Below are 22,303 nucleotides of genomic sequence, written 5' to 3'. Positions count from 1 at the left end.
TACGAGGCGCCGGGCAAATGGGATCAAACGATCTACCACCATACGCACCTTCACCCCTCAAGAGCAAATCAGCTCCGTCGGTGGTGGACAGCGGTGCCAGGCGTGGGGGTCTTCCGGGTCTGGGTCGTCGCGGAGCCGGCCCGCGGCGTCCGGCGCGGTTCAGCCCGCCGGCTGGGCCGACGGGGAGGCGGGCGCGGTCGGGGGCTCGGCGTCGGTCGGCTTCGGGTCCGGCGCACTCGGCGGCGGGCTCGTCGGCCGGGGCGCGGGCGGCGCGTCGGAGGGGGTGGCGCCGCCCGGCTGCGGTGGGGCGGAGGGGTCCGGTCCATGGTGCGGGGCCCCGTGCTTACCGGGCGGGGCCGAGGGCTCGGTCGCGGGGTCGGTCGCGGAGGCCGAGGCCGACCGGTCCTCGCCGTCCTTCCGCTTCTCGCCCTTCTTCCCCTTCCCGTCCTTCTTGTCCCGGCCGGAGTCCTCGTACGCACGGCCCCTGCCGTCCGACCGCACCCCGGCGCCGCCCGTGTCCGCCGCCTCGCCCTTCTGGTGGGAGCCGCGGTGTTTGTCCGGCCGCTCGGGGTCGTCGGCGATGCTCATGCAGCCGCCCAGCGTCATCGTGACGGCCACGAGTGCCGCGAGCGCCGCCCCGCGCGCCGCGGGGCGGAGCGCGCGCCGGGAGGGCCGGGACGTCCGGGGGGAACGGGCGGTGCGAGGAGCGGGGGATCCGGGCACGGGGAATCCAGGCATGCGCGGGACACCTCCAGACGGCAGGGATGTGACGCCCTGCCCAACTGGCCCCGACCCGCCCAGGACACGCGTACGGCGCGGACCCGGCCCATCGCGTAGACCGCGCGTCCGGCGTCGGTCGTAGACGGAGGGCGGCCGGAGGCCGATATCGGCAGCGGGCCGGGGTCGGCAGAAGCCGCGATCGGCAGAGGTCAGGGATCGGCCGAGGACGAGGATCAGCCGACGTCAAGGATCAGCCGTAGCCGAGCGCGTGCAGCCGGGCGTCGTCGATCCCGAAGTGGTGCGCGATCTCATGGACCACGGTCACCTCGGTCTCCTGGACGACGTCCTCCCGCGTCTCGCTCATCCGCAGCGTCGGACCCCGGTAGACCGTGATCCGGTCCGGCAGGACGCCCGCGTACCACTCACCCCGGTCGGTGAGCGGCGTCCCCTCGTAGAGCCCGAGCAGCTCGGGATCCTCCGCCGGCGGCTCGTCCTCCACGAACACGGCGACGTTGTCCATGAGCCGTGTCAGCTCCGGCGGAATCCGGTCCAGCGCCTCGGCGACCAGTTCCTCGAACTCCTCGCGCGTCATCTCCAGCACGAGGCCATTGTCAGGCAGCCGGGCCCGGAAAAGGAGCGGTCCGCGCCAAGGCATCCGCGCCGGACGCGGGACAGGCGCCTGGCGCGCCGCCAGCGCCCGGTACCCAGTGCGCCATCACAAGACCCGCTCCCGCGCCGTCCAGGCATACGCCCCCGTGCGGCCGGGCATACGGCAGCAATGGCCCGCGAACCGCTCCGGCTGCTCCGTGCCACCGCCCAGCGCGCACGTACCGCGGCCGTCTCCCCCATTCGCCGCTTCCGCCGCCCCTCGCAGACCTCCTCCCGCTCCCCCTCTCCCGCCGCCTCCCCCGATGCCGCGGCGTTCGACCCCTCGGCACTCGACCCCACCCTGCGCCCGCGCCCCCTCGTCCGCGCCGCCGGGCTGGCCGCCGTGACCGTCCTCGGCGCCTGGATCGGACTGCTGGTGGTCGGCAGCGTCCATATCTCCGTGGGCCCCATGGACACCCGGATGGCGCTGCGGCCGTCCCTCACCGGCGGCACCAAGATCAACGTGGCCCCGCTCGGCGCGCTCGAGCTGACCAGCCACCACGCCCCGCTCCGCCTGGACGTGGATGTGGACCGGCTCGACCCCATACGGTCCCAGGCCCTCGTCGACCACCCCGAGCGGCTCTCCGGGCTGCAGGACGAGGTCGCGAGCGATGTCACCCGCGGCACCCTCGGCCTCGCGGTCCGCTCCTGCGTCGCCGTCGTCTTCGGCGCCACCGCGCTGGGCCTGGCGGTCTACCGCCGCCCGCGCCGGGCGCTGGCCGCCGGGGGGCTCGCGCTCACGCTGCTGACCGCCTCCGGGGGCGCCGTATACGCGACCTGGAACCCGAATTCCGTCCTGGAGCCGCGCTACTCCGGGCTGCTCTCCAGCGCCCCCTCGGTGGTCGGCAACGCGCGCAGCATCGTGAGCGATTTCGACGTGTATCAGCGGGAGTTGGCCCGGCTGGTGACCAATGTCACCCAACTCTACGAGGCGACCTCGACGCTCCCCGCGTATCAGCCCGATCCGACCACCATGCGGGTGCTGCACATCTCGGACGTCCATCTCAATCCGGCCGCGTGGCACATCGTGCAATCGCTGGTGCGGCAGTACAAGGTCAGCGTGATCATCGACACCGGCGACACGATGGACCACGGCACCGCCGCCGAGAACGGCTTCCTGGACCCCGTCTCCGACCTCGGCGCCCCCTATGTCTGGGTGCGCGGCAACCACGACTCGCCGTCGACCCAGCGCTACCTCGCCCAGCGCAAGGGAGCGCATGTGGTGGACAACGGCCAGGTGATCAATGTCGCCGGGCTGCGGATCACGGGCATCGGCGATCCGCAGTTCACCCCCGACCGTTCCAGCGCGGCCGCCGGTGACGCGGCCGAGCACAGCGCCGGGCGGCGGCTGGCCGAGGCGATCCGGGACCGCAAGGCCACCGGCGCGCCGGTCGACATCGCCCTCGCCCACAACCCGATCGCCGCCCGGGAGACCGACGGCACGGTGCCGCTCGCCCTCACCGGCCATGTCCATCACCGCCGTACGGAGGTGCTCCCCGGCGGCACCCGGCTGATGACGGAGGGGTCGACGGGCGGCAGCGGGCTGCGCGCGGTGGACGACGGCACACCGGACACGGTGCAGGCTTCGGTCCTCTATCTGGACCGGGACACGCGGCGGCTCCAGGCGTGGGACGAGATCGATCTGGGCGGTCTGGGTCTGGCGAAGGCCGAGATCAGCCGTCATCTGCCCGCCGAGAACCGCCCGGGGGCGACGCCGGCGCCCACCACTCCGTAAACCGTTTTGGCGAACCTCACCGGCATCCCATATGCTTCTCGCGTCCCCGAAAGCGCCGCAAGGCGCCCAGGTGGGCCATCGGCCCTCATCGTCTAGTGGCCCAGGACGCCGCCCTTTCAAGGCGGTAGCACGGGTTCGAATCCCGTTGGGGGCACCACCTTCTTTTGGTCACCGCAGGTCAGAACGTACCTGCCGGTGACTTTTTTTATGCGCACACGCGCTCCGGAACCCCACAATCCGCCGCACTCCCCGAACCCCCGGAATGACTTCCTCCCCCACCGGGTTGTACGCAACGGACCCGCCGCAGACCCACGCATGCGAGGGAGCGCAGATGACCGTCCAGGACGTCGACCGGACCACCTTCGCCGAGGAGTGGGAGCGCTGGCACCGCGCCCATGAGCAGGCACTCGCCGACCCCCACGGCTTTCTCGCGATCACCGGCCTGCACTGGCTGAGCCCGGAGCCGGCCCGCTTCGAGGACGCCCCCGGGGCCTGGTCCAGCGGCCCGGAGGGCGTGGTCGTCGAGCTGGCCGACGGCGAGGAACTGACGCTCGACGGCACGGCGGTGCACGGGCGGTACGTCTTCGGGACGATCGCCGAGCGGGACAGCCTGTACGCGGGGTACGGCGACGCGGTGATCGAGATCGCCAAGCGCGGCGGCCACGACATCGTCCGCCCCCGCCACCCCGGCAACCCCCTCCGCACCGCCTTCACCGGCACCCCCGCCTACGCCCCCGACCCCCGCTGGGTCCGCGGCGGCCGTTACCTCCCCTTCGACGAGCCCCGCGCGATCACCGTGGGCGCCGCGGTGGAGGGGCTGGAGCACGTCTACGACGCGCCCGGCCAGGTCGAGTTCGAGCTGGCCGGCGAGACGCTCCGGCTCACCGCCTTCAACGGCAAGCGGCCCGGCAGCCTGATGGTGCTCCTCACCGACGCGACCTCGGGCGTGACCACCTACGCCGCGAACCGCTCCCTCCAGATCGACGCCCCCGACGACGCCGGCCGGGTCACCCTCGACTTCAACCGCGCCACCAACCTCCCCTGCGCCTACACCGACCTCGCGACCTGCCCCCTGCCGCCCGCCGAGAACCGGCTGCCGGTCGCGATCGAGGCGGGCGAGCGCATCCCCCTGGAGCGCGGCGGTCGCCCCTGACCCGGGCCGGCGCCGACCGTGTCCTGCCCCCTCGGCGAGCGGTCAGGACACGGTCAGAGGTCTGATACGCTGATCCAGCGACAACGACGCGGCGGAGAACAACCAAGGCCCCGGTTCGACATCGCAAGGAGTGCGAATCCACAGCGGGAAATCCCGTTGGGACCGCATCCCACATGTGCGAGACTCGTGCTCGTACACGCAAGGTCCTGTGGAGCAGTTTGGAGTGCTCGCCACCCTGTCAAGGTGGAGGCCGCGGGTTCAAATCCCGTCAGGACCGCTGCGGCTGGGTAGCTCAGTTGGTACGAGCGTCCGCCTGAAAAGCGGAAGGTCGCCGGTTCGACCCCGGCCCCAGCCACCGCAGCCCTCACTAGGGCAAAGCCCCCTCCCGGTCCGTCCGGCAGGGGGCTTCTTCGTTGCCTGTGACACCTACGGCTGACGCCAACGGCGCCGGATCACCGGATCTACGCCAGCCGGCCCTCCAGGCGGCCGAGCGCCTTCCGCTGCTCATCGAGCGAGGCATGGGCGTAGACCTGCATGGTCACCCCGTGATCGCTGTGCCCGGCGATCTGCTGGACGACGTGCACGGGGACGCCAAGATCCAGCAGCAGCGTGATGCAGGTGTGGCGGAGATCATGAAAGCGCAGATCCAGGCCGAGCCGCTTCCGCACCGGGTCCCAGCTCCGGCGCAGGTTGTCCGGCTCGTACGGCGTCCCGATCCGGGATGGGAAGACCAGCCCGTTCTCCTGCCAGGCCATGCCGGCCGCCGCCCGCTCCTGCGCCTGACGCTCCTGGTGGGCGCGGAGCGCGGAGACAGCGAGGGGCGGGAGAGGGATGGTGCGCTCGGAGGACCGCGTCTTGGGGAGGACAAGCCGCAGCTCTCCCCCGACGCGCTGGAGGTTGGTCAGCACGGTGAGGGTGCCCCGCTCCAGGTCCACCGCCGACCAGCGCAGGCCCAGCAGCTCACCGCGCCGCATGCCGAGGAGCAGCGCCAGGACGTAGAGGGCGTGCAGGCGATGATCCCGGAGTTCCTTGAGCACCAGCTTGGCCTGAGCCGGTGAGAGCCCCTTGCCGATCCGGTAGGAGGGCGCCGGGGTCTTCACGAGCTTGGCGACGTTCCGCATGATCAGCTCCTCGCGGACGGCGTGCTCCAGGGCGTTCCGCAGCACGGCGTGGATCGACTGGACCATGCGGGCCGACAGCTTGCGCTCACAGCAGCGCCGAGCGGCGCAGCACTGCGGCTTCGCCCGTTCCTTGTCCCAGCCGTGCTTGCAGCACTGGCACTCTTCGCGCACCCGGTTGAGCCAGACCCGGACCTCTTGGGCACGCAGGTCACGGAGCTTCCTGCCACCCAGACCGGGGACCAGGTGGACGCGCACGACACTTTCGTAGCCCTGGTACGTCTTGGGTCGCCGGTTTGGCGCGACTTCTTCAGCCAGCCAGTAGGCCAGGTAGTCACCGATAGTCGAATCGGTGTCGGGCAGGGGCACTCCCTTCTGATCTTGGGACTGGAGATCGATCAGCTTGCGGTGCACCTCATCCCACGTCTCGCCGTACACGGACTTGCGCTTGCGCATGCCGGACGCCGTGATCACGTACGCCCGGCCCTCGTAGCGGCCGTCCTTGCGCTTGATGATCGTTCCGGCCCCGTTGGGGTTGCGCTTGCGCTGGGATGGCATCAGGCGGCCTCGGCAATCTGGTGGTCGATGAAGTCGCGGAGTGCGGCGGCCGGGACGCGGCGGGCGCGGCCGATGGTGATGGAGGGCAGGCGCCGGGACCGGATCAGGTCGTAGACCGTGGAACGACCGATCTTGAGCCGGGCCATCACCTCCGGCACGGTGAGCAGTTCGTCAGTCATGGGTTGGCTCTCCTTCCGTTCCGGGGGCGGGGGTGATCGTGGCCGCCAGCCATTCCTCGGCGGGGGTGAGGCCGGTTCCGGCGTAGGCCCAGTGGGCGAGGACCAGCGTGGTCTCGGCCGGGCTGGAGTCGGCGGCCGCAGCCTGAGCACGACGCCAGGCGGCGCGGGCGTCACGGAGGGCACCGAAGGTGGTGGAGTAGCGGCGGGATTTGGTGGAGAAGTGGCCCCGGAAGCCGAGCATGTGAGCCCAGGCGCGGAGCCGGAGGTGTTCCAGGTCTTTGCGGGCGCCGAGGGCCCAAGCGGTGCGGACGAGACGGCGGGCGTGCTCGCTGATGTCGAGCTGGGCGACTTCGGCGATGAGCCGTATCGGCCGGTCCAGGGCCCCCGTCGCGGTCTCGGCACCCTTGGTCGCGTACTTGGCGATGTACGCGGCCACGGCCCGGTCGGTCAGCTCCTGGCCGCCGCTGAAGTCGGCGCCCCGGATGGGCCGTACGTCGAGTTCGTCACCGAAGACAAAGGTGTACGCCCGGCCGTCGATGACCGGCCCGGCAACCTGTGCCTTGGGTGTAGCCGCCTCGATAGCGTCGGCCAGCAGCTCGACCGTGGCCCAGGCCGGAGGCGGGGTGTCGCCGCCATCGGGGCCGTCGATGCGGATCACGGCATGGAAGTGGACGGCGCCGCGCTTCTGGTACTCGGCGACCTTGGCAAAGGACAACCGGGCGTGCTCGCGGAAGGCCCGCTGAGTGAGCCCGGCCCGCCTGGCGACTTCCCGCCGCAGGTAGATCGAGAAGCGCCGCCACAGCAGGCCCGCGTGAGCGTTCCAGAGCACCGCGGATTCGTAGTCGTACCTGTCCGGGTTGAGCGGGGTACCAAGGGCGTCGTCCTCCTGGTCGTGGCGGATGCCGCACCGGCAGCGGCGGACCGTGCCAGCCGGACCGGTAGGCCGGTTGTGGACGGGGCCGAAGCTGGGCGCGGTGAAGGTGGCGAAGACGCGCGGGTGCGTGGCCACGTCTTCCGGAGTGCCCTTCCCGCCGCGCAGTCCGGCGGTGATCAGGTGGAAGGTGTCACGGCGGTAGGTCTCGGCACAGGCCGCACAACGGGTGACGCGGCGGTTGTTGCAGCGGACCAGGAGATGCCCGGCGGGCAGTTCGGTGGAGTCCAGGTGATGAAGGATGCGGCCGATCTCGCCGGTGTCGCGGTCGAGGTGGTGTTCGGTGCGGTGGCCGTCGAGGCGGATGGGGTTGGTGCAGCCGCCAAGGCCGGAGAGCTGGCGGAGCAGTGCGGGCATGGTGCCCAGTGCTGCCAGGGTGCGGAGTTGGGGCAGCGGTGGCGGGGTGGTGCGGGTGATGATGGGGTCTCCTCTTTCGGCTCTTGGGTCGGGGAGGGGTTGGGCTGCCGGGGCGGCGGATGCTTGGCGGTATCGAGGCCGCCCCGGCAGTCGTGTTCGAGCGGGATCAGCGGCGGCGCTGGCTGGCCAGCAGCGAGCGCATGACCACGGCGGCCACGGCGACGGAGACGGCCGTGACAGCGACAGCGGCCAGGAGCGCGGTCAGGACGATGCCGACCGTGACCACGGCGCCGACCGTTCCGGCGTTGAGACCGCTCAAGACCCCGGCCGGGCGAGCCGGAGCGGGCGCGGTGGTGTGCTGGCAGGAGCAGGCCGTCGCGTGACCGTGCTGGGCCGCCGGGACGGCGGTGGGCACGTGGACGATCGACGGCTTGGGGGCTTCGGGGTACTTCGGTCGGAACACTGCGATCTCCTCTCAGCTACTCGTCTAGTCGTGTTGCTCGTTGACGGAGTCGACGCCGGAGCGCGTACCGGACTCCACGGAGGGCGCAAGCCCGGTGTGGGCGAGCCAGAAGCCGAACAGCGCGATCACGACGGCGACCCACAGGCGGACGCCCATGAACTTGATCGCGATCCAGGCGACGGCGCCCAGGACGAGAACCAAGGGCAGGCTGACGGTCACTGGCGATCTCCTTTCAGCGGATGGGGCAGCGGTGTGTACGGGCGGCCAGCTCGGCGGCGGCGCGGGTGTCGTAGTCGGCGGAGAAGTCACACCGGGGAGCGGTGCACACGGCGGTGTGCTTCACCCGACCCCGCTGGTCGTTGGCGGTGCCGACGCGGACCGGCCCGATACGGGCGACGTTGCGGAAGCGGCGGAGCATCGTGGACTCCTTCAGAGACGGGAGGCGATGGCGTCGGCCAACGGCGCCGGGACGCCGAGGCGGGCGCGCAGGGTCTCGGGGTCGATGGGCGAGCCGGTACGGGCGTGGTGATCGTCGGCGAGCTTGCGCGCGTGGGCGACAAGGGCGGGTGGCAACTTGACCGTTGCCGACGGTGGTACGGCCAAGTCGTCTATGGGGTCAGCTTGTTCATCGACAGCGGGTTGCGTGGCAGGAACTTCGCCACTGCGGCTATCGTTGGCTTCGCTTCGTGCACTCGGCTGGGTACCTGGCTGAGTGGTGCGGGTTTCGAGTGGATCGGCGACCGCGCCAGCCTGCCGCCTCGTGTGGGGGGTCCGCCTTATGGCGGGCGGTCGCCGGTCGCGTTCCTGCGGTGTCGTGCTGCCGTCTCTGTTGCTGAGCGGAGCACTCGTGTGGGCGAGGAGCGTGCCGCCGAGGAAGGCGACAGCGGGCCATCCGGCGACGAGGATGCGCAGCCAGTCCGGTACGTCGGCCAGGTCGAGCAGCCCGGCGGTGGCGACGTTCGCCCCGAGCGACGCGGCCAAAGCCACGACGAACCAGCACCAGCCCGCCGCCTTGGGCGCCCCCGACCGGAGCCGCTTCCAGGCCGCGACGAGCAGCAGGTCGACGGAGACCGGGTATGCCCACGCCTTCCACCCGTCCTGCCCGGCCGCCGAGGCCAGGTCATGCAGGTGGGCGAAAGACAGCGCGGCAGCGATGACCGCTTGCACCAACACCGCGTCAACCCGCGCCAGGTAAGCGCGCATGGGTGGCAACTCCTTCCGGTCCAGTCAGCCGTCTGCGGTGAGTTCATCGGCATGGGCGCGAGCAGCGGCGGCGACCTCAGCGGCCTGGGCGTCATCGGGCTGGGCAGCGGCGATGCGCTCCAAGAGGTCCGCTTTGCGGTTCATCAGCTCGGCGTTGCTTCCGACCCCGCGTGTGCGGAAGTCGGCCAGGTCGGCCAGGAGCGCGGAGACCTCGGAGATGGTGGGACGGGACACAGGGGCTCCCTTTCGCTTTCAGGCATGGCGGGGGTAGGGACACGGCACGATGCGGTCGCACCAGCCGTCAGACGGGGTGGGTTACTCGGCAGCCGGAAGCGGCTTGAGCAGGGACGGCGGAGCGCTCACCGGAACGGCCGGCGCGTCCGGCCGGAACGGCTCCAGCGCGGGCATGTCCGGGACGAGATGGGCATGGTCGCGGCAGACGGCCGCAGCGTCAGCGAGTGAAAGATGGGGCGGACGGATGCGTGACCAGCCGCCGGACGTATCACCCGCGACCGCGAGACCGGGCCATTCGGGGGCGATGGCGCAGGCCGCGCCGACCGCTTCGGGGGCGATGTCGCCGAGCGCCATTTTGGCGGAGGCTTCATCGTTCACGCGGTGGCAGACCCGCCCGGTCAACTGCGCCCGCAGCATCGTCGCCCCCTTGCCCAACTCGGCGCCGAAGCGCTGCCCGCACACCTCGAGGTAGATGCCTGCCGCGCGGCCGAGTTGGGCGAGCCGGATGAGCTGGGTGACCATCTCATCCCGCCGTTCCTCATCCTTCCGCGTGGCGACCAGGAACAGCTCGGCCACCTCGTCCACAACCAGCACCACCGGCACCGGCCGCTCCTCCTCCGGCAGCCCCCAGATGTCAGAAGTGATCTCCTCGTCCGGAGTGCTGGGCGCGATGCCCTGCCGAGCCTTGATCAGGTCGTACCGGTCCTCCATCAGCCCAACCAGCACAGGCAACAGCTCCGCCGCCTGCACAGGATCAGTAGCCAAGGCTGAGAGCCGTGGAGCGAACGGCGCCAGCTCGACACCCCGCTTGCAGTCGATCCCCACCAGCGCGACCGGTTGCCGAGCAAGCCCGGCGATGAGGTGCCGCAGGAACATCGACTTCCCCGACAGCGTGGCACCCAGGGTGAGCTGATGCGGGATGGCCCGGTAGTCCCGGACGAACGGCGTCGCGTCCTCCCGCAGCGCCACCGGCACCTTGAGAAAGCCGCCACCGGTCTTGCGAGGCATCCGCACCTTCCGCAGCACGTCGAAGCCGATCAGCCGCAGCTCGACCACACCCGGCTTGATCTCCTCCACGTACGCGCCGTGAACGCCCCAGGCATGCCGCAGCCGTTCGGCAGAGGCGGCCACGTCGGCAGGTTCCTGCCCCGGTGCCAGCCGCAGCCGGACCCGCAGCCCGGTCGACGTCGGACGGATGAGCCCCCGACGCGGAGGAACGGGCCGAACCTCCCGATGCGTGAGCGCCTGCACCGCCCAGGCCCGCAGCCGCGACGGCGGAACGGTCAGCCCGCACGCGTCCATCACGGACCCGTACGACCCCAGCAGCCGGGCCGTCGAGATAGGCATCCCGATCGTGGACCAGTAGGCGGCCGGGTGCCGGGCCCAAAGGTAGGCGGCCCCGCCGACCGTAGCGGCGACTGGACCACCCACCTCCATCAGCGTCATCACGTCAGCCATCAGGTTCAGGCCCCCGCACCCACCGATATGGCGGCCGGGGCGATGGCCTCGGCCCGGAAAGCGATGCCGTGACGCTGCTGCCCGTTGAACACGGTCTCCCACGGCCGGGCGATCAGCCCGATCAGCGTGACCGGCGAACCGAGCGCCAGCCCCTCCGTCACCCCGCTCTCCGGCACGGTGACCTGAAGCAGCGAGGACTCCCCGCCGTCGATGTAGACGACGCCGAGCCGCATCAGCGTCTCGCCGCTCTGCGCGTCCTTGGCGATCTCGCCGGTCTGCCGGTCCTTCACCTTCGGCTCCGGCGCCTCAGTCAGCAGGACAGTGGCACCGGAGGTCTCAACTCGGATGGAACGCAACGACTTCTCCTTCTCTCACGAACAACGCACCTAGTTGTGTAGATGAGTTGCGGTCTTCGAACCCGAACGAGCGGGAACGGGAACCACCATGCCACACAGCTTGCCCACTCGTCTATACGAGTATGTGTTTTTGTGTGTACGAGTCAGAAGAAGCAGCCCGGGGCCACCACGCCCCGGCCATGCGTCAGTTGGCAGGCAGCTGGTAGGCGAGGACGTACGCGTCGGCGGCCATCACGGTGTCGCACACCTCCACCACCCGCCCCTCAGAGTCGTAGGCAGTCCGGACGAGATGGATCACCGGCACCCCGGAGGCGAGCTGGAGCGTGCGCACCTCGGCGGGAGAGGGCATCCGGGCCCGGATCTCCTCATCGAAGTGGTCCAGGCGGTGCCCCATCTCCTCCAGCCGGGCATAGATCCCACCAGGACCCGGGTTCGGCTGCGCGATCGGAGTGTTCCGGGCCAGGTCCAGCGGCAGATACGAGGTGGCGAACTCCACCGGCCGCCCATCCAGCAGATACCGCCGCCGCCGAGCCAGCACCTTACGAGGCGAACCCAGCCGAGCAGAGATATCCGGAGACGGCCGCTCCTCCTTCACCTCCAGGTTGTCCACCTCCGGACGACTCCCCGCCGCCTCCGCCTCCACCGTGAAGGCAGCCTTCCCCTGATCCCGATGCCGCCGCGCGAACCGGTCCGAGGCCAGCCGCCGCACAGGCGGCCGGGGCCGCACGAAGACGCCCTTGCCATGCTCGGACACGGCCAGCCCCTCTTGCTGGAGCAGCGACAGAGCGTTGCGGACGGTCATCCGCGAGACACCGAAGTGATCGACCAGCTCCGTCTCGGAAGGCAGCTTGTCGCCCTCCCGGAAACGCCCCTTGTCGATCGCTTCCCGCAGCGCGTCAGCGATCTGCCGGAACACCGCCCGGTCGCTCGTCGGGTCCAATACACCCAGGACGGAAGTCAGGGAAGGCATGTACACGTACTCCTTTAGGTATCTAGACGAGCGGCTGACCCGGATTGCTACGGTGGAGAGCCTAGCCAGCCGGGAGGGCCGAGGAACGTGAGCACTGAGCGCCCGCACTCCGTGAGCGTCGCCGGAGTCATCGTCGACGACGCTGGCCGTGCGCTGCTGATCAAGCGACGCGATAACGGTAAGTGGGAACCGCCCGGCGGCGTGCTCGAACGCGAGGAAACCATCCCCGACGCCCTGCAACGGGAAGTCCTCGAAGAGACCGGCATCAAGATCGCGCTTCCCGCGACCCTCACCGGCGTCTACAAGAACATGACCGGCCTGATCGTCTCCCTGGTCTTCCGCTGCGAAGCGCTCGACGGCACCCCGACCACCGGAGCGGAGACCCGCGCCCTGCGCTGGGCCACCCGCGACGAGGTCACGGGGCTCGCCGACGAGGCATACGCGATCCGCGTCCTGGACGCACTCGACAACACCAGCCCGCCGGCCATCCGCGCCCACGACGGCGTACGACTCATCTAGCACGCACCCACGACCCATAGCCCCTACCAGCACGAAGGAACTTGTATGGACGAGTATATGAGTGCTCCGCGAGTTTGGGGCCTAATGTGCCCAGGATCCCGAGAAGAAGTCACCCGCGCCCGCCGCTGGACCCGCGACATCCTCAACGGCCACCCCTGCGCGCACGACGCCGAGCTGATCGTCAGCGAACTCGGCAGCAACGCCCTCACCCACACCGCAAGCGGCACCCCCTACGGCACCTTCCAGCTCACGCTGTCCCTCTCACCCCGCACCGTCGCGATCTCCGTGACCGACGAGGGAGGCCACCCCGAAGAACCCCGCCACGCGGAGGCCGACGCAGACGACACCCACGGCCGCGGATTAACCATCGTCATGGCACTCGCCCGCCGCCTGGACATCACCGGCAGCCAGCACGGCCGCACCGTCACCGCCCAGCTCGTAGCACCCGAGCAGGCAGGAGCCACGACATGCTGAGGCCCCTGCTACGACCCGGCTACTGGTGCGAATGCTGGACGCGCTCACCAGCCACAGGACCCCGCTCCGTCCTGCTCGCCTCCATCGAAACCAACAGCCCGAGCGAGGCCACCCGATGGATCCGCGTCACCGTGCGAACCATCGCCTCAGCACTCGACCGGGAAGCAGCCCACCAGGCATGGGACTGGGTCACCTACGGCCACAAAGAGGCCGAAGACGCCCTGGCCAACGGGCAAGCAGCCACTTTCGCCCTCACCCAGCACGACACCCACATCGAATGGATCCTCCGGCCGGTCATCTTCCTACCCCTCGCCCACCGCGAGTCCCGACGCCTTCCGGCATGCGCCGAACAGTTCACCTGCCCCACCACACACAAGATCGCCCGACACCAGGCCAACGGCTACTGAGTTACAACCTTCTCTACAGGTTCAAGGCGGCTCGCTCCGCTCCCCGCGCGCGGCCCGGCCCCCGGCCGGGCCTGCGCTCCTGTCTCCGCCCCGCTCCACCCCGGCCGCCGCCCGTGCCGCGCACACAGCAATCAGCCGCTTGACCTTAGAGATTGATGCCTCCGGCGGGGGCGCTCAGGCTCCGGGATGGACGGGGCTCCGTTCGCGAGTGCGGGCCAACGGTGGCGTGCGCGGGGAGCTCCCATCCCGTCTGCCGTCGACCCAGGCAGAGCCGAGCAGACGCGGCCCCTGGCGTCCAGGTCGTTCGTACAGTGGCGCGCTCCACCTGGACGCCAGGGGCCGCGCCCGCTCCACGGTGTGTGGGTCGACGGCAGACGGGATGGGAGCTGGGGAGAGTGGTGGGCTGGTGCAGGAGTGCAAATGCCGCATGGCCCCGGACTCAGTAAGGTCCGGGGCCATGCGGTTCGCCAGCTCAGGCAGGAAGCAGCAGCCCAGCTGCGGAGCCTTCTACGACCGCCACGGCCACCTTCAAGACGACCTTAATTGACTTTCGAATTTTGCCCATAACGCTCTCCTTCCGCCCGGCGGAGGCTGCCTGGTTCCCTGACGTGGTGTTTCCTAGGACAGGAATAATGAACCTGATTGCCAAAGCGGCCGAAACGAGTACGAGGAAGGACGCAAGAGGAATCGAACCCCAAGCCCCTGCCCCTAGTCTCAACTGGCGACCACAAGATGATATCAGATCGAGCCGCCAAATTCAGGGATGGATTTTGACAGCGACCCACTACTTGACTACAGACAAGTGCCCGTGCAGAGCAGACCCCCTCTGGCAACCAGCGCACGGCCCCTGACCATGCCCGACCCCAAACCGGGCAGGCCACCGACCAAACCCGCTCCACCGACAGCTGCAATCCGTCACCTCATTCGCGCGGGTACCGCGATCTCGCCTTGGAGGCCGACGTTTTGGGTCGACAATCGATTACACAGCAGTCAATATCTGGCAGAGTCGGATCGGAGTCTATTACTTCCGCCAGCAACCTATAGACGTCTTCCTTTTCTCGACTATGACACATGACCACATAAGTACCCCGGCCCGCTCCAGCCGACTCCATGTAATTTGGAAGTTGAACCGCTAGCCCGTGCCTTATTTCTTCCTTCTTGTCATCTTTCTTGAATTCGATGATATTTACCGAATCGTTCAATCTGAGCGTAAAATCAGTAGGCCCGGATCCGTGGTCCGCATTCGGCTCAACATGTATACCGAGCGCCCCGAATGGAAGCTGCGAGAAAAGCCTGAACATGCCTTGATGATGCGACTCATGCAAGGGGCGACCATCCCGCCCATAGAGGAGCTTCCAGGCTCCCTGCCTACCCACCGCAGCTGCGAAGCTCTCCATGACGTCACCGATGACTTCAGCAAGCGCTTCTGCGTCAGGCATGTCGAGACGCATCTTGAAGCGTGACGCCCATGGTTTGTTGTAAACCATCTGCGACAGGTCTCCGCCTTGAGTCACGTCAAAGATCCTAGGAACGTCAAGCCCCCGCGAGAAGAACGCAAACGGATCGCGGTACCCAGCGACCACTAGGTCGAATTTTTCACTCGTCAGCAGTCGCCCTACAACAAATGAGACGTCGTCGTCTCCTGACATATTAACGGAAGCAGAATTAGTAATCCGGCAGTCATGCCGCACCACACCCACGACCGTTTTCCCACTAGCGAGTTTGATCTCTGCTCTGCCAGAGTGGGCATCCCGAGGATGATATCTAGTAACTCCGGAATGAACAAACCAGTCGCCCGGACCGAGAGACGACTCCGAGATTTCCACAAGCCCGAGTCCGCGAATCAGGTCGGCAACCACATCGCCTACAAAATCCGCTTTCCGAAGCCCCCCACTATCCATGGCGCCGACTGCATTCCAAATGTTTTGGAAAATGGCTCGACTTACCGGCTTGAGCATGCTCTGTAGTACGTTTGGCCTTACGTAATAGGCTTGCAAGGAAAGATTCGGGTCATCTTTCGCAGGTGTCTCATTCCAGGCCATTTATCCCCCTCTACGCTCTCCCCTTGATGCGGGAAAAGGATACTCGAAGGTGAGACCGACCACAGGGCGTCGGGCTTTGACTACTGCCAAATAGGCCCAGCCCAACCTGAGGCCGGCCTGGCCTGTGATCGAACTTGCAAGGCGTTGATCACCGTTAGACGGCCGTGCCAGATGCGTGCCAGAACGAGCGGCAAACCATAGTCAACGCGGGCTACCAGGAGCCCAAATCCAAGATCGCATCCAGCGCCATTCACGCAGGTCAGCGCAACGATCGGCCGCAAGCAACCCGTGATTCCCAAGCTCAGAGCGCGAGTTCGATTCCCGTCACCCGCTCCACAAAGAACCCCCAGGCTCCCTTGCAGCGCCTTGCGGTCGTCGATCCGCTACCAGCCCGGATGCCGGTAGCGGCGTTCGTGCCTGGGCAGGAGCGGTTCGATCACCGCTCACAGCTCGTCACTGATCTCCCACGGCTTCGGCCGAGCCATCCTCACCCCGAGGAACGAGGTCACCGGCCCTCCACCGTGCCACATGAAGATCATTCTGCAAGGGCTCGTTAGCGGGTACGCCAAGAGCTGCCCGATCCGCTTGCAAGCTCCAGCCCCAGACCGACCGCGAACCGCCACCTACAGGTTCATACGAAGTAGAAACTCCCTGACACTGCCAGCAACAATAGGTCAGTATGGAGGTATGACCAGGATTGCAGACGCCGAGTGGGCTATCTGTCAGCTCGACCGATTCATTGAACTCACAACCCTTCGAGGAGTGGACAGGTTATTTGGGATTCGAGAAAGGCGGCGCAAGGATGAGATCCTAGAGCTTTACTACATCGTCGAGAAAATCTTCAGTCACGTTGACCCGAGATGGCAAAGCAAACGAAGCATTCATCTCGATCGCCGCTGGGAACCGGACCGAGAGATGGCTATTCAGATTCGCACCCGCATCCTCAAGGAGGAAGACACCAAGGAGAAGCTGGGCGACAATTCCCCCCGCCTTAGCGCTGGATCACTCCATCCTTGGGTTTGGGATGGAGCAAGATCACTCTGGCAGAGTGGACATTTCCGAGAGGCTGTTACCGCGGCAGCGAAGCAAGTAAATGCAGAGGCGCAGAATAAGCTAGGCCGTCGGGATGTATCGGAGACAGCACTATTCAACTCGGCGTTCTCTACTGATGGCCCCAAACCTGGCCAGCCGCGCCTCCGGTTGGCTGCTGATGATGGAAGTGACACCTTTCGCAGTATTCAGAGAGGGGCACGGTCCTTTGCCGAGGGATGCTACGCGGGAATCCGGAACCCTAATAGCCATGAAGTCATGCTTGGCGATATACCCGAACATGAGGCGCTAGAGCACCTTGCTGCTTTCAGCATTCTGGCCCGCTGGATTGACAATTCATCCGTTAAATTTTCCTAAAGCCACCAAAAAGAGTTCTCGGAGGTACTGAACGACCGGTGATTCCACGCTCGGACCCTCGACCAGGTTCAACAGGGACGAGGCGCCTGTTTTCGGTACAGCACCGAATTACCGCCATTGGGACCCTCGCCGTCGCAGTTTCCGTCTCATTCAGCCCCGTTCACGGCCGTTCAGACGAGACCTGGAGCCGTCCCCGATTCGGTCACCAGCCACTCATGACCTCAGATGAACAGATCCGCACAAGCCCCATCACCCCGCCAGCAGACTTGGAACGCGTGCGCACGTGTCGGCTGTACAGCAGCGAAGTACAGCAACCATCGCGACAGCAGCCGACCACCACCAATCCCAGCCGACTGCCCGACCAGCGCAGCAGACCTCACTGACCGCCCATCCCGTAGTTCGGGACGAAGAGATCGTCTGACGCCAGCCGTGACGCCAACGGCCGCGTACGCCGACGCCAGCAGCGGACGTCAGCGGACCGCCGAGCCAGGCGAGACGGGCCCTGGCGGCCACCGCACCCCGCCTGAAAAGCGGAAGGTCGCCGGTTCGACCCCGGCCCCAGCCACCGCAGCCCTACCAGGGCAAAGCCCCCTCCCGGTCCGTCCGGCAGGGGGCTTCTTCGTTGCGGTGGCCGCTGCGTCGCCGTGGCCCCGCCGCGTCGTGTGTCGATCAGACGTAGGCGCAGATGACGAAGACGCTGATGCCCACGTTGTCGGTGGTGGTCTGGCGGCCCAGGCCGATCCAGCCCCTGCCGTCGTCGGTGGGGAAGCTGCCGACGAGGATGGCGTCGTTGCCGCGGGCCTCGGCGCCGCCGCCGATGGCCTTCTTGCCCTCGGGGCAGTACACCGTGCGCCGCTGGAAGTTCGGGACGTTCTTGTTGGGCAGGGTGACCAGCTCGTATCCGGGCACCCCCTCGTCGGTCCGGGGATCTTCACGGGAGACTGACGCCTCGGGGCGGTGGGAACCGGTCGTCTGGTCGTCGCCGTCCTGTGCTGCCCACGCCGCGCCCGGCGTCAGAGCCATGGTCAGGGCGGCGGCAGCGATGACGAGCCTTCCACGCATGTGTGTCTACCTTCCGTCGGGGGCCCCTGGACGGGACCGACACCGTGAAGAGCGTGACCAGGCACGGCGGAACGCAAGACCGATAAGTACGAAAATCGCACGAACGAGGGAAGCGTGAGGAGCGTACGGCCGCAGCACGTCTGAAGGGCGGCGGGTCGCCGGTTCCCGCCCGCGTCCCGGTGAGCGGAACGTCGCCATTCCCGCCACGAGAACCAGCGGCGAACAATCCCCGAACACAACCGAGCCGCAGGTCTTGATCCCATCCGAAGCGGCCATTGGAGAGCCGATATGGCAGACGTGAAGGGCCCCCCGAGCGAAGTACGCAAGGCTGCGATCGCAAGTTTGTTCGGTAGCGCATTGGAGTGGTACGACTTCTTCCTCTACGGCACGGCCGCCGCGCTCGTGTTCAACACCCTGTTCTTCCCGACCTTCAATCCGCTGGTGGGGACGATCGCCGCCTTCGGTACCAACGCGGTGGGGTTCCTCGCCCGGCCGTTGGGCGGTGTCATCTTCGGGCACTTCGGGGACCGGATCGGCCGAAAGTCGATGCTGGTGACCACCCTGGTGATCATGGGCGTCGCGACCTGTCTGATCGGCCTGCTGCCCACCTACGCCACCGTCGGGGTCTGGGCGCCGGTGCTGCTGGTGACGCTGCGGGTCGTGCAGGGCATCGCGGTCGGCGGCGAGTGGGGCGGCGGGGTGCTGATCGTCAGCGAGCACGCGCCGAGCCACCGCCGCGGCTTCTACTCGGCCTGGAGCCAGACCGGCGTGGGGCTCGGGTTCGTCCTGTCCGCCGCCGCCTACGCGCTGGCCCAGGAGGTGACCACCAAGGAGTCCTTCCTCGCCTGGGGATGGCGCATTCCGTTCGTGGTCGGCATCCTGCTCACCGCCGTCGGACTGCTGATCCGGCTCCGGATCATGGAGACACCGGCGTTCCAGGAGAAGGACTCGGAGCCGAAGAAGTCCACCCCGCCGCTTCTCGACGTCATCCGCACCCACCCCAGGTCCATCCTGATCGCCTTCGGCGCGCGGGTCGCCGAAACCGGTGCGAGTTACCTCTTCCTCACCTTCAGCCTCTCCTACGCGTCCGAGATCGGGGTGGGCAAGGGCGTGGTGCTGGCCGCGCTCGTGGTGGGGATGCTGTTCGAGTCGTTCGCGATGCCCATGTTCGGGGCGCTCTCCGACCGCGTCGGACGCCGACCGGTGTATATCGGGGGCGCTATCGCGGTGATCGTCTGGGCGTATCCGTTCTTCGCGCTGTTCGACTCGCGCGATCCGGTGCTGATCTTCGTCGCGATCTTCGTGGCGGTCGTGCTCGGCCACGGGGCGATGATCGGCACCCAGCCGGCGTTCTTCACCGAACTCTTCGCCAGCCGGGTGGCCTACAGCGGGCTCGCCCTGGGGCATGAGCTCGCGTCGATGATCGTCGGCGGGTTCTCCCCCATCGTCGCCACGGCGCTGCTCGCCTGGTCGGGCGCGTCCTGGCCGATCGCGCTGTTCCTCATCGGCATGGGCCTGGTCACCGTCTTCGCCGTGGCGGCCGCCCCCGAGACCAACCCGAACGTCCTCGGGGACGACGGCAAAGCCCGGCAGGAGGCCGAGGCGGAAGCGAAACCCAAGCCGTCCGATTCCTCGCCGATTCATTCCTGACCGGCCTCGCCCTGCCCCGCCCGCCGCCGGTGAGGCCAGCGCGGCCGGGGCGGGGTGACGGTTGGGCGGGGCGACGGCTGGGCGGGGCGCGCCCGAAGTACGACGGTATCGGCCGTTCCGGCCGTACGCTGGGCTGATGACACGGCTGATCGTGGCGGGGGGAGGTGGCGGTGACGCCGTTGCCGCCGCGGTGATCGACCGGGCTCTGTACGGGCCCGGGACGGCCGACGACCGGGCGGTGGTCCTGACCTACGCCTGGGACCGGCTGCTCGTCGATCCCGTCCCCGGGCCCCGGGGAGCGGCCGACTTCACCGGTCTGCGGGCCCTTACGCCGAGCGTGTACGCCGTGCCCAAGGACGCGCGGCCGGTGGCGCCGGCCGGGTCCACGCTGCCCCGGCTCGCCGCCGAGCTGCCGCACACCTTCGCGCTGCTCGACCCCCACCACGGGGTGGAGGGCATGGTCCGGCAGTTGGAAGAGCTGATCGAGCACCTGGCCCCGGCCTCGATCGACCTGCTGGACGTGGGCGGCGACATCCTCGCGCGAGGCGATGAGCCAACGCTGCGCAGCCCGCTCGGGGACGCGCTGTCGCTTGCCGCGTGCGCGCGGGTGGCCGCGGAGATCCGGCTGCTGGTCGCCGGGCCGGGGCTGGACGGGGAGATCCCGGTGGAGGTGCTGCGCGAACGGCTGGGGCCGGTGGTCCATACGCTCACCGCCGAGGACGTCGCGCCCATCGGCCCCGTCATGGAGTGGCATCCGTCGGAGGCCACCGGCATGCTCACGGCCACGGCGCGGAGGGTGCGCGGGCTGTGCGAGGTGCGGGACGCGGGGCTCACCATTCCCCTGACGGACGACGGGGCCGTGGTCCATCAGGCGGATCTCGACGCCGCGTTCCGCCGCAATGGGCTCGCCGGGGCCATCGCCGATACGACCGGTCTCGCCGAGGCCGAGCGGCACTGCCGGGACATCTGCGGATGCTCGGAGATCGACTACGAGCGGGAGAAGGCCGCGCGGTTCGGGGCGGCGCCCGAGGGCCCGTTCCGGCCCAGGGCCGTACTGGCCGGGGTCGCCCGCTTCGCGGAGGAGGCCCGCGCCCGCGGGGTCAGCCACACCACCTTCCGCCGCCTGACCGAGGCCCTCGGCCTGAGCGGTGTCCAACGCGCGGATCTGCGGGCCCTGCTGATCGGGACTCAGCCGGAGCGGTACGACGCCCCGCTGTGGCGGCTGTGATCGCCCGGATGGGCTATAGTTGATCTCGCAACGCCGCCCCAACGGGGCGGGAGTTGATGCGTCGGTCGTCTAAGGAAAGATACTCGTCTCCAAACGAGGGATGTAGGTGCAAGGCCTGCTCGGCGCTCTTTGACGAAGTCCCTCCCCTGATCTGCGGGGGAGGGACTTTTTTGTGTGCCCGCACCGCACCGCCCCCGCCCGCGCCACCCCCCGCACCACCCCTCTCAGCACCGCGTCGGCGTCGCCCTCGGCGGCCGCCCGCCCGGGTGGCGGTGGCGCCAGGTCCAGAAGACCACGGCGGACACCACAGACCAGCCCCCCAGCACCAGGAAGGGGAAGGGGTGCTGGTGGTGAGGGAAGTAGATCGCGGTGTGCTGGGCGTTGACCGAGGCACCCGGCGGGAGCCAGCGGCCGATGGCGCCCAGGAGCGAGGGGAGCAAGGGCCAGGAGACGGCGCCGCCGGAGGACGGGTTGCCGAGGATCACCATCACGCCCCAGGTGGGCAGGAGCGCCCAGCGCCCGAAGAGGACGTTGAACATGGAGAACACCAGACCCGAGGTGATCATCGTCAACGCCAGGATCGCCCACGACTCCGCGAAGGGGAGCCGGAGCGCCTCCAGCCCCCAGTCGACGATCGCCGCGATCGAGAAGGCGCCGAGCATGGCGTACGCGACGTTGAAGCCGATCCGCTCGGCCGGGTTGAGCCCGGCGGCGTTCACGCTGAGCTGGATGGCGCCGAGGAAGCCGATGATCGTGGCGGCCAGGGAGATGTAGAAGACCGCGAGTCCGCGCGGATCGCCGGGCTGCAGCGGCTTCAGATCCCTGACCGTGACGGGCACCCCGGAGGCCCGGCCCACCTTGCCACCGGCCTGGCTGAGCACTTGGGCCACGGTCGCCCCCGCCGCGCCCGCGACATCCAGCTCGACGCCACGGCCGCGCGCCCGCAGGATCGCGAAGACCCGCTGCTCCTCCAGGGACCAGCGGGCCTTCGCATAGCTGGGGTAGGGGTGCAGCTTGAGGGACGCGTTCAGGGCCTTCTCCATCCCGGTGAGGAACTGGTTCCGCACGGCGGAGCCGTCATCGGTGGTCACGATGGCGGTGGGGATGTTCCGGGGGGTGGGATTGGCGAAGGCGAAGGTGTACGAGCCCGCGAAGAGCCCCGCGCCCGCGGAGATGAGCAGCACGATGACGGTCGCGGGGAAGAAGGGGGTGTGCTTGAAACGGGCCCATGAGGAGAGCCGGTCCGCCCCGCCCTTGGCCGCGTCCGCCCCGCCCCTGCCCCTCCCCGCGTCGGGCGCGCCCCTGCCCTCGCTCGCGTCGCCCTTGCCCCCGCCCTTGCCCTCGTTCGCGTCGCTTTTGCCCCCGCCCCTGCCCTCGCTCGCGTCGCCCCCGCCCGCGCCTTCGCCGCTTTCGTCGTCCGCCATACGCCCA

General features: G+C 68.6%; 24 protein-coding genes, 4 tRNA genes and 1 pseudogene. 12 read left to right on the top strand and 17 right to left on the bottom strand.

All coding sequences use genetic code 11. The annotated features are described in order from the left end of the window. Positions 1-159: 159 nt before the first annotated feature. Positions 160-738 carry a hypothetical protein gene (locus tag AS97_RS25130; RefSeq protein WP_059147599.1) on the bottom strand — a complete coding sequence of 193 codons (579 nt, stop codon included), beginning with the start codon at positions 736-738 and terminating at the stop codon, positions 160-162. 232 nt (positions 739-970) lie between these two features. After that, positions 971-1,321 carry a metallopeptidase family protein gene (locus AS97_RS25125; protein ID WP_059147598.1) on the bottom strand — a complete coding sequence of 117 codons (351 nt, stop codon included), beginning with the start codon at positions 1,319-1,321 and terminating at the stop codon, positions 971-973. A 177-nt stretch (positions 1,322-1,498) separates the two neighbouring features. On the opposite strand from AS97_RS25125, the gene AS97_RS25120 reads away from it, so the two are divergent. The 5 genes from AS97_RS25120 (at position 1,499) to AS97_RS25100 (ending at position 4,611) form a co-directional block, all read left to right on the top strand. Then, the gene (locus AS97_RS25120) at positions 1,499-3,103 is read left to right on the top strand and encodes a metallophosphoesterase (RefSeq protein WP_059147597.1); all 1,605 of its coding nucleotides are present in this window, start codon (positions 1,499-1,501) and stop codon (positions 3,101-3,103) included. A gap of 81 nt (positions 3,104-3,184) precedes the next feature. Then, a tRNA-Glu gene (locus tag AS97_RS25115) sits at positions 3,185-3,260 on the top strand. A gap of 174 nt (positions 3,261-3,434) precedes the next feature. Then, positions 3,435-4,256, top strand: a complete 822-nt coding sequence (locus AS97_RS25110) for a DUF1684 domain-containing protein (protein WP_210565712.1) — start codon at positions 3,435-3,437, stop codon at positions 4,254-4,256. A 202-nt stretch (positions 4,257-4,458) separates the two neighbouring features. Then, positions 4,459-4,533, top strand: a tRNA-Asp gene (locus AS97_RS25105). A gap of 4 nt (positions 4,534-4,537) precedes the next feature. After that, positions 4,538-4,611: transfer RNA gene (locus tag AS97_RS25100), tRNA-Phe, on the top strand. A gap of 106 nt (positions 4,612-4,717) precedes the next feature. On the opposite strand, the gene AS97_RS25095 is transcribed toward AS97_RS25100, so the two are convergent. From AS97_RS25095 to AS97_RS25045, 11 genes are all read right to left on the bottom strand, one after another. Beyond that, positions 4,718-5,932, bottom strand: coding sequence for a site-specific integrase (locus AS97_RS25095; protein WP_210565711.1), 1,215 nt, complete (start codon positions 5,930-5,932; stop codon positions 4,718-4,720). Continuing rightward, a complete protein-coding gene (locus AS97_RS25090) occupies positions 5,932-6,111 on the bottom strand; it encodes a helix-turn-helix domain-containing protein (RefSeq protein ID WP_210565710.1) in 180 nt (59 codons plus the stop codon). The genes AS97_RS25095 and AS97_RS25090 overlap by 1 nt, the downstream gene beginning before the upstream one ends. Then, positions 6,104-7,399 carry a replication initiator gene (locus AS97_RS25085; RefSeq protein ID WP_210565708.1) on the bottom strand — a complete coding sequence of 432 codons (1,296 nt, stop codon included), beginning with the start codon at positions 7,397-7,399 and terminating at the stop codon, positions 6,104-6,106. Before AS97_RS25085 ends, AS97_RS25090 begins: the two co-directional genes overlap by 8 nt. Positions 7,400-7,565: 166 nt before the next feature. Beyond that, positions 7,566-7,862: a hypothetical protein gene (locus AS97_RS25080; protein WP_210565707.1), complete on the bottom strand. Its 297-nt coding sequence runs from the start codon at positions 7,860-7,862 to the stop codon at positions 7,566-7,568. Positions 7,863-7,886: 24 nt separating this feature from the next. Beyond that, positions 7,887-8,081, bottom strand: a complete 195-nt coding sequence (locus AS97_RS25075) for a hypothetical protein (RefSeq protein WP_020869652.1) — start codon at positions 8,079-8,081, stop codon at positions 7,887-7,889. Positions 8,082-8,094: 13 nt separating this feature from the next. Continuing rightward, positions 8,095-8,280, bottom strand: coding sequence for a mobile element transfer protein (locus AS97_RS25070; RefSeq protein WP_100806672.1), 186 nt, complete (start codon positions 8,278-8,280; stop codon positions 8,095-8,097). Between the two features lie 11 nt (positions 8,281-8,291). Then, the gene (locus tag AS97_RS25065; protein ID WP_210565705.1) at positions 8,292-9,065 is read right to left on the bottom strand and encodes a DUF2637 domain-containing protein; all 774 of its coding nucleotides are present in this window, start codon (positions 9,063-9,065) and stop codon (positions 8,292-8,294) included. Positions 9,066-9,089: 24 nt separating this feature from the next. Further along, positions 9,090-9,299, bottom strand: a complete 210-nt coding sequence (locus AS97_RS25060) for a hypothetical protein (RefSeq protein ID WP_210565704.1) — start codon at positions 9,297-9,299, stop codon at positions 9,090-9,092. An 81-nt stretch (positions 9,300-9,380) separates the two neighbouring features. Continuing rightward, positions 9,381-10,757 carry an FtsK/SpoIIIE domain-containing protein gene (locus AS97_RS25055; RefSeq protein ID WP_210565702.1) on the bottom strand — a complete coding sequence of 459 codons (1,377 nt, stop codon included), beginning with the start codon at positions 10,755-10,757 and terminating at the stop codon, positions 9,381-9,383. Positions 10,758-10,762: 5 nt separating this feature from the next. Continuing rightward, positions 10,763-11,113, bottom strand: a complete 351-nt coding sequence (locus AS97_RS25050) for a hypothetical protein (protein ID WP_069872659.1) — start codon at positions 11,111-11,113, stop codon at positions 10,763-10,765. 184 nt (positions 11,114-11,297) lie between these two features. Next, on the bottom strand, positions 11,298-12,083 hold the full coding sequence (locus tag AS97_RS25045; RefSeq protein WP_210565701.1) for a GntR family transcriptional regulator: 786 nt from the start codon (positions 12,081-12,083) through the stop codon (positions 11,298-11,300). A gap of 111 nt (positions 12,084-12,194) precedes the next feature. On the opposite strand from AS97_RS25045, the gene AS97_RS25040 reads away from it, so the two are divergent. Genes AS97_RS25040 through AS97_RS25030 form a run of 3 tightly spaced genes read left to right on the top strand, consistent with a single transcriptional unit; the run spans position 12,195 to position 13,483 of the window. Then, on the top strand, positions 12,195-12,602 hold the full coding sequence (locus tag AS97_RS25040; protein WP_210567278.1) for an NUDIX domain-containing protein: 408 nt from the start codon (positions 12,195-12,197) through the stop codon (positions 12,600-12,602). 45 nt (positions 12,603-12,647) lie between these two features. Beyond that, positions 12,648-13,076, top strand: coding sequence for an ATP-binding protein (locus tag AS97_RS25035; RefSeq protein WP_210565700.1), 429 nt, complete (start codon positions 12,648-12,650; stop codon positions 13,074-13,076). Then, positions 13,070-13,483 (top strand): hypothetical protein, encoded by a 414-nt coding sequence (locus AS97_RS25030; RefSeq protein ID WP_210565698.1) that lies wholly within the window; start codon positions 13,070-13,072, stop codon positions 13,481-13,483. The genes AS97_RS25035 and AS97_RS25030 overlap by 7 nt, the downstream gene beginning before the upstream one ends. Positions 13,484-14,403: 920 nt before the next feature. On the opposite strand, the gene AS97_RS25025 is transcribed toward AS97_RS25030, so the two are convergent. Then, the gene (locus AS97_RS25025; protein WP_210565696.1) at positions 14,404-15,525 is read right to left on the bottom strand and encodes a hypothetical protein; all 1,122 of its coding nucleotides are present in this window, start codon (positions 15,523-15,525) and stop codon (positions 14,404-14,406) included. A 386-nt stretch (positions 15,526-15,911) separates the two neighbouring features. Then, positions 15,912-16,010, bottom strand: a pseudogene (locus AS97_RS25020) (IS5/IS1182 family transposase); the annotation flags it as partial. 202 nt (positions 16,011-16,212) lie between these two features. Here AS97_RS25020 and AS97_RS25015 point away from each other — a divergent pair. Further along, on the top strand, positions 16,213-16,932 hold the full coding sequence (locus AS97_RS25015) for a TIGR02391 family protein (RefSeq protein WP_210565695.1): 720 nt from the start codon (positions 16,213-16,215) through the stop codon (positions 16,930-16,932). 504 nt (positions 16,933-17,436) lie between these two features. Then, positions 17,437-17,497: transfer RNA gene (locus AS97_RS25010), tRNA-Phe, on the top strand. 104 nt (positions 17,498-17,601) lie between these two features. On the opposite strand, the gene AS97_RS25005 is transcribed toward AS97_RS25010, so the two are convergent. Further along, a complete protein-coding gene (locus tag AS97_RS25005; protein ID WP_059147595.1) occupies positions 17,602-17,994 on the bottom strand; it encodes a hypothetical protein in 393 nt (130 codons plus the stop codon). A 342-nt stretch (positions 17,995-18,336) separates the two neighbouring features. Here AS97_RS25005 and AS97_RS25000 point away from each other — a divergent pair, with 342 nt between their 5' ends. Both AS97_RS25000 and AS97_RS24995 read left to right on the top strand, forming a co-directional pair. Further along, complete coding sequence (locus AS97_RS25000) at positions 18,337-19,644, top strand: MFS transporter (protein ID WP_247204483.1); 1,308 nt, start codon at positions 18,337-18,339, stop codon at positions 19,642-19,644. A 136-nt stretch (positions 19,645-19,780) separates the two neighbouring features. Continuing rightward, positions 19,781-20,872: a DUF1152 domain-containing protein gene (locus tag AS97_RS24995; protein ID WP_210565693.1), complete on the top strand. Its 1,092-nt coding sequence runs from the start codon at positions 19,781-19,783 to the stop codon at positions 20,870-20,872. A gap of 224 nt (positions 20,873-21,096) precedes the next feature. Here the strand turns inward: AS97_RS24995 and AS97_RS24990 are convergent, their stop codons facing one another. Next, positions 21,097-22,296 carry an ABC transporter permease gene (locus tag AS97_RS24990; protein ID WP_210565692.1) on the bottom strand — a complete coding sequence of 400 codons (1,200 nt, stop codon included), beginning with the start codon at positions 22,294-22,296 and terminating at the stop codon, positions 21,097-21,099. Positions 22,297-22,303 lie beyond the last annotated feature (7 nt).

Origin of the sequence: Streptomyces sp. AgN23 (genome assembly GCF_001598115.1) — a bacterium.
GTDB classification, from domain to species: Bacteria; Actinomycetota; Actinomycetes; order Streptomycetales; family Streptomycetaceae; genus Streptomyces; species Streptomyces antimycoticus.
Note: the sequence above shows the minus strand (reverse complement) of the source record. Positions and strands in the feature narration are given on the sequence as shown.

Bases quoted from the DNA above. Each gene is read 5' to 3' on its own strand.
- AS97_RS25085 (WP_210565708.1), bottom strand. From the start codon at position 7,399: ATGCCCGCACTGCTCCGCCAGCTCTCCGGCCTTGGCGGCTGCACCAAC.
- AS97_RS25030 (WP_210565698.1), top strand. From the start codon at position 13,070: ATGCTGAGGCCCCTGCTACGACCCGGCTACTGGTGCGAATGCTGGACG.
- AS97_RS25070 (WP_100806672.1), bottom strand. From the start codon at position 8,280: ATGCTCCGCCGCTTCCGCAACGTCGCCCGTATCGGGCCGGTCCGCGTC.
- AS97_RS25055 (WP_210565702.1), bottom strand. From the start codon at position 10,757: ATGGCTGACGTGATGACGCTGATGGAGGTGGGTGGTCCAGTCGCCGCT.
- AS97_RS24995 (WP_210565693.1), top strand. From the start codon at position 19,781: ATGACACGGCTGATCGTGGCGGGGGGAGGTGGCGGTGACGCCGTTGCC.
- AS97_RS25035 (WP_210565700.1), top strand. From the start codon at position 12,648: ATGGACGAGTATATGAGTGCTCCGCGAGTTTGGGGCCTAATGTGCCCA.
- AS97_RS25090 (WP_210565710.1), bottom strand. From the start codon at position 6,111: ATGACTGACGAACTGCTCACCGTGCCGGAGGTGATGGCCCGGCTCAAG.
- AS97_RS25045 (WP_210565701.1), bottom strand. From the start codon at position 12,083: ATGCCTTCCCTGACTTCCGTCCTGGGTGTATTGGACCCGACGAGCGAC.
- AS97_RS25005 (WP_059147595.1), bottom strand. From the start codon at position 17,994: ATGCGTGGAAGGCTCGTCATCGCTGCCGCCGCCCTGACCATGGCTCTG.
- AS97_RS25130 (WP_059147599.1), bottom strand. From the start codon at position 738: ATGCCTGGATTCCCCGTGCCCGGATCCCCCGCTCCTCGCACCGCCCGT.
- AS97_RS25065 (WP_210565705.1), bottom strand. From the start codon at position 9,065: ATGCGCGCTTACCTGGCGCGGGTTGACGCGGTGTTGGTGCAAGCGGTC.
- AS97_RS25015 (WP_210565695.1), top strand. From the start codon at position 16,213: ATGACCAGGATTGCAGACGCCGAGTGGGCTATCTGTCAGCTCGACCGA.
- AS97_RS25095 (WP_210565711.1), bottom strand. From the start codon at position 5,932: ATGCCATCCCAGCGCAAGCGCAACCCCAACGGGGCCGGAACGATCATC.
- AS97_RS25025 (WP_210565696.1), bottom strand. From the start codon at position 15,525: ATGGCCTGGAATGAGACACCTGCGAAAGATGACCCGAATCTTTCCTTG.
- AS97_RS25110 (WP_210565712.1), top strand. From the start codon at position 3,435: ATGACCGTCCAGGACGTCGACCGGACCACCTTCGCCGAGGAGTGGGAG.
- AS97_RS25120 (WP_059147597.1), top strand. From the start codon at position 1,499: ATGGCCCGCGAACCGCTCCGGCTGCTCCGTGCCACCGCCCAGCGCGCA.
- AS97_RS24990 (WP_210565692.1), bottom strand. From the start codon at position 22,296: ATGGCGGACGACGAAAGCGGCGAAGGCGCGGGCGGGGGCGACGCGAGC.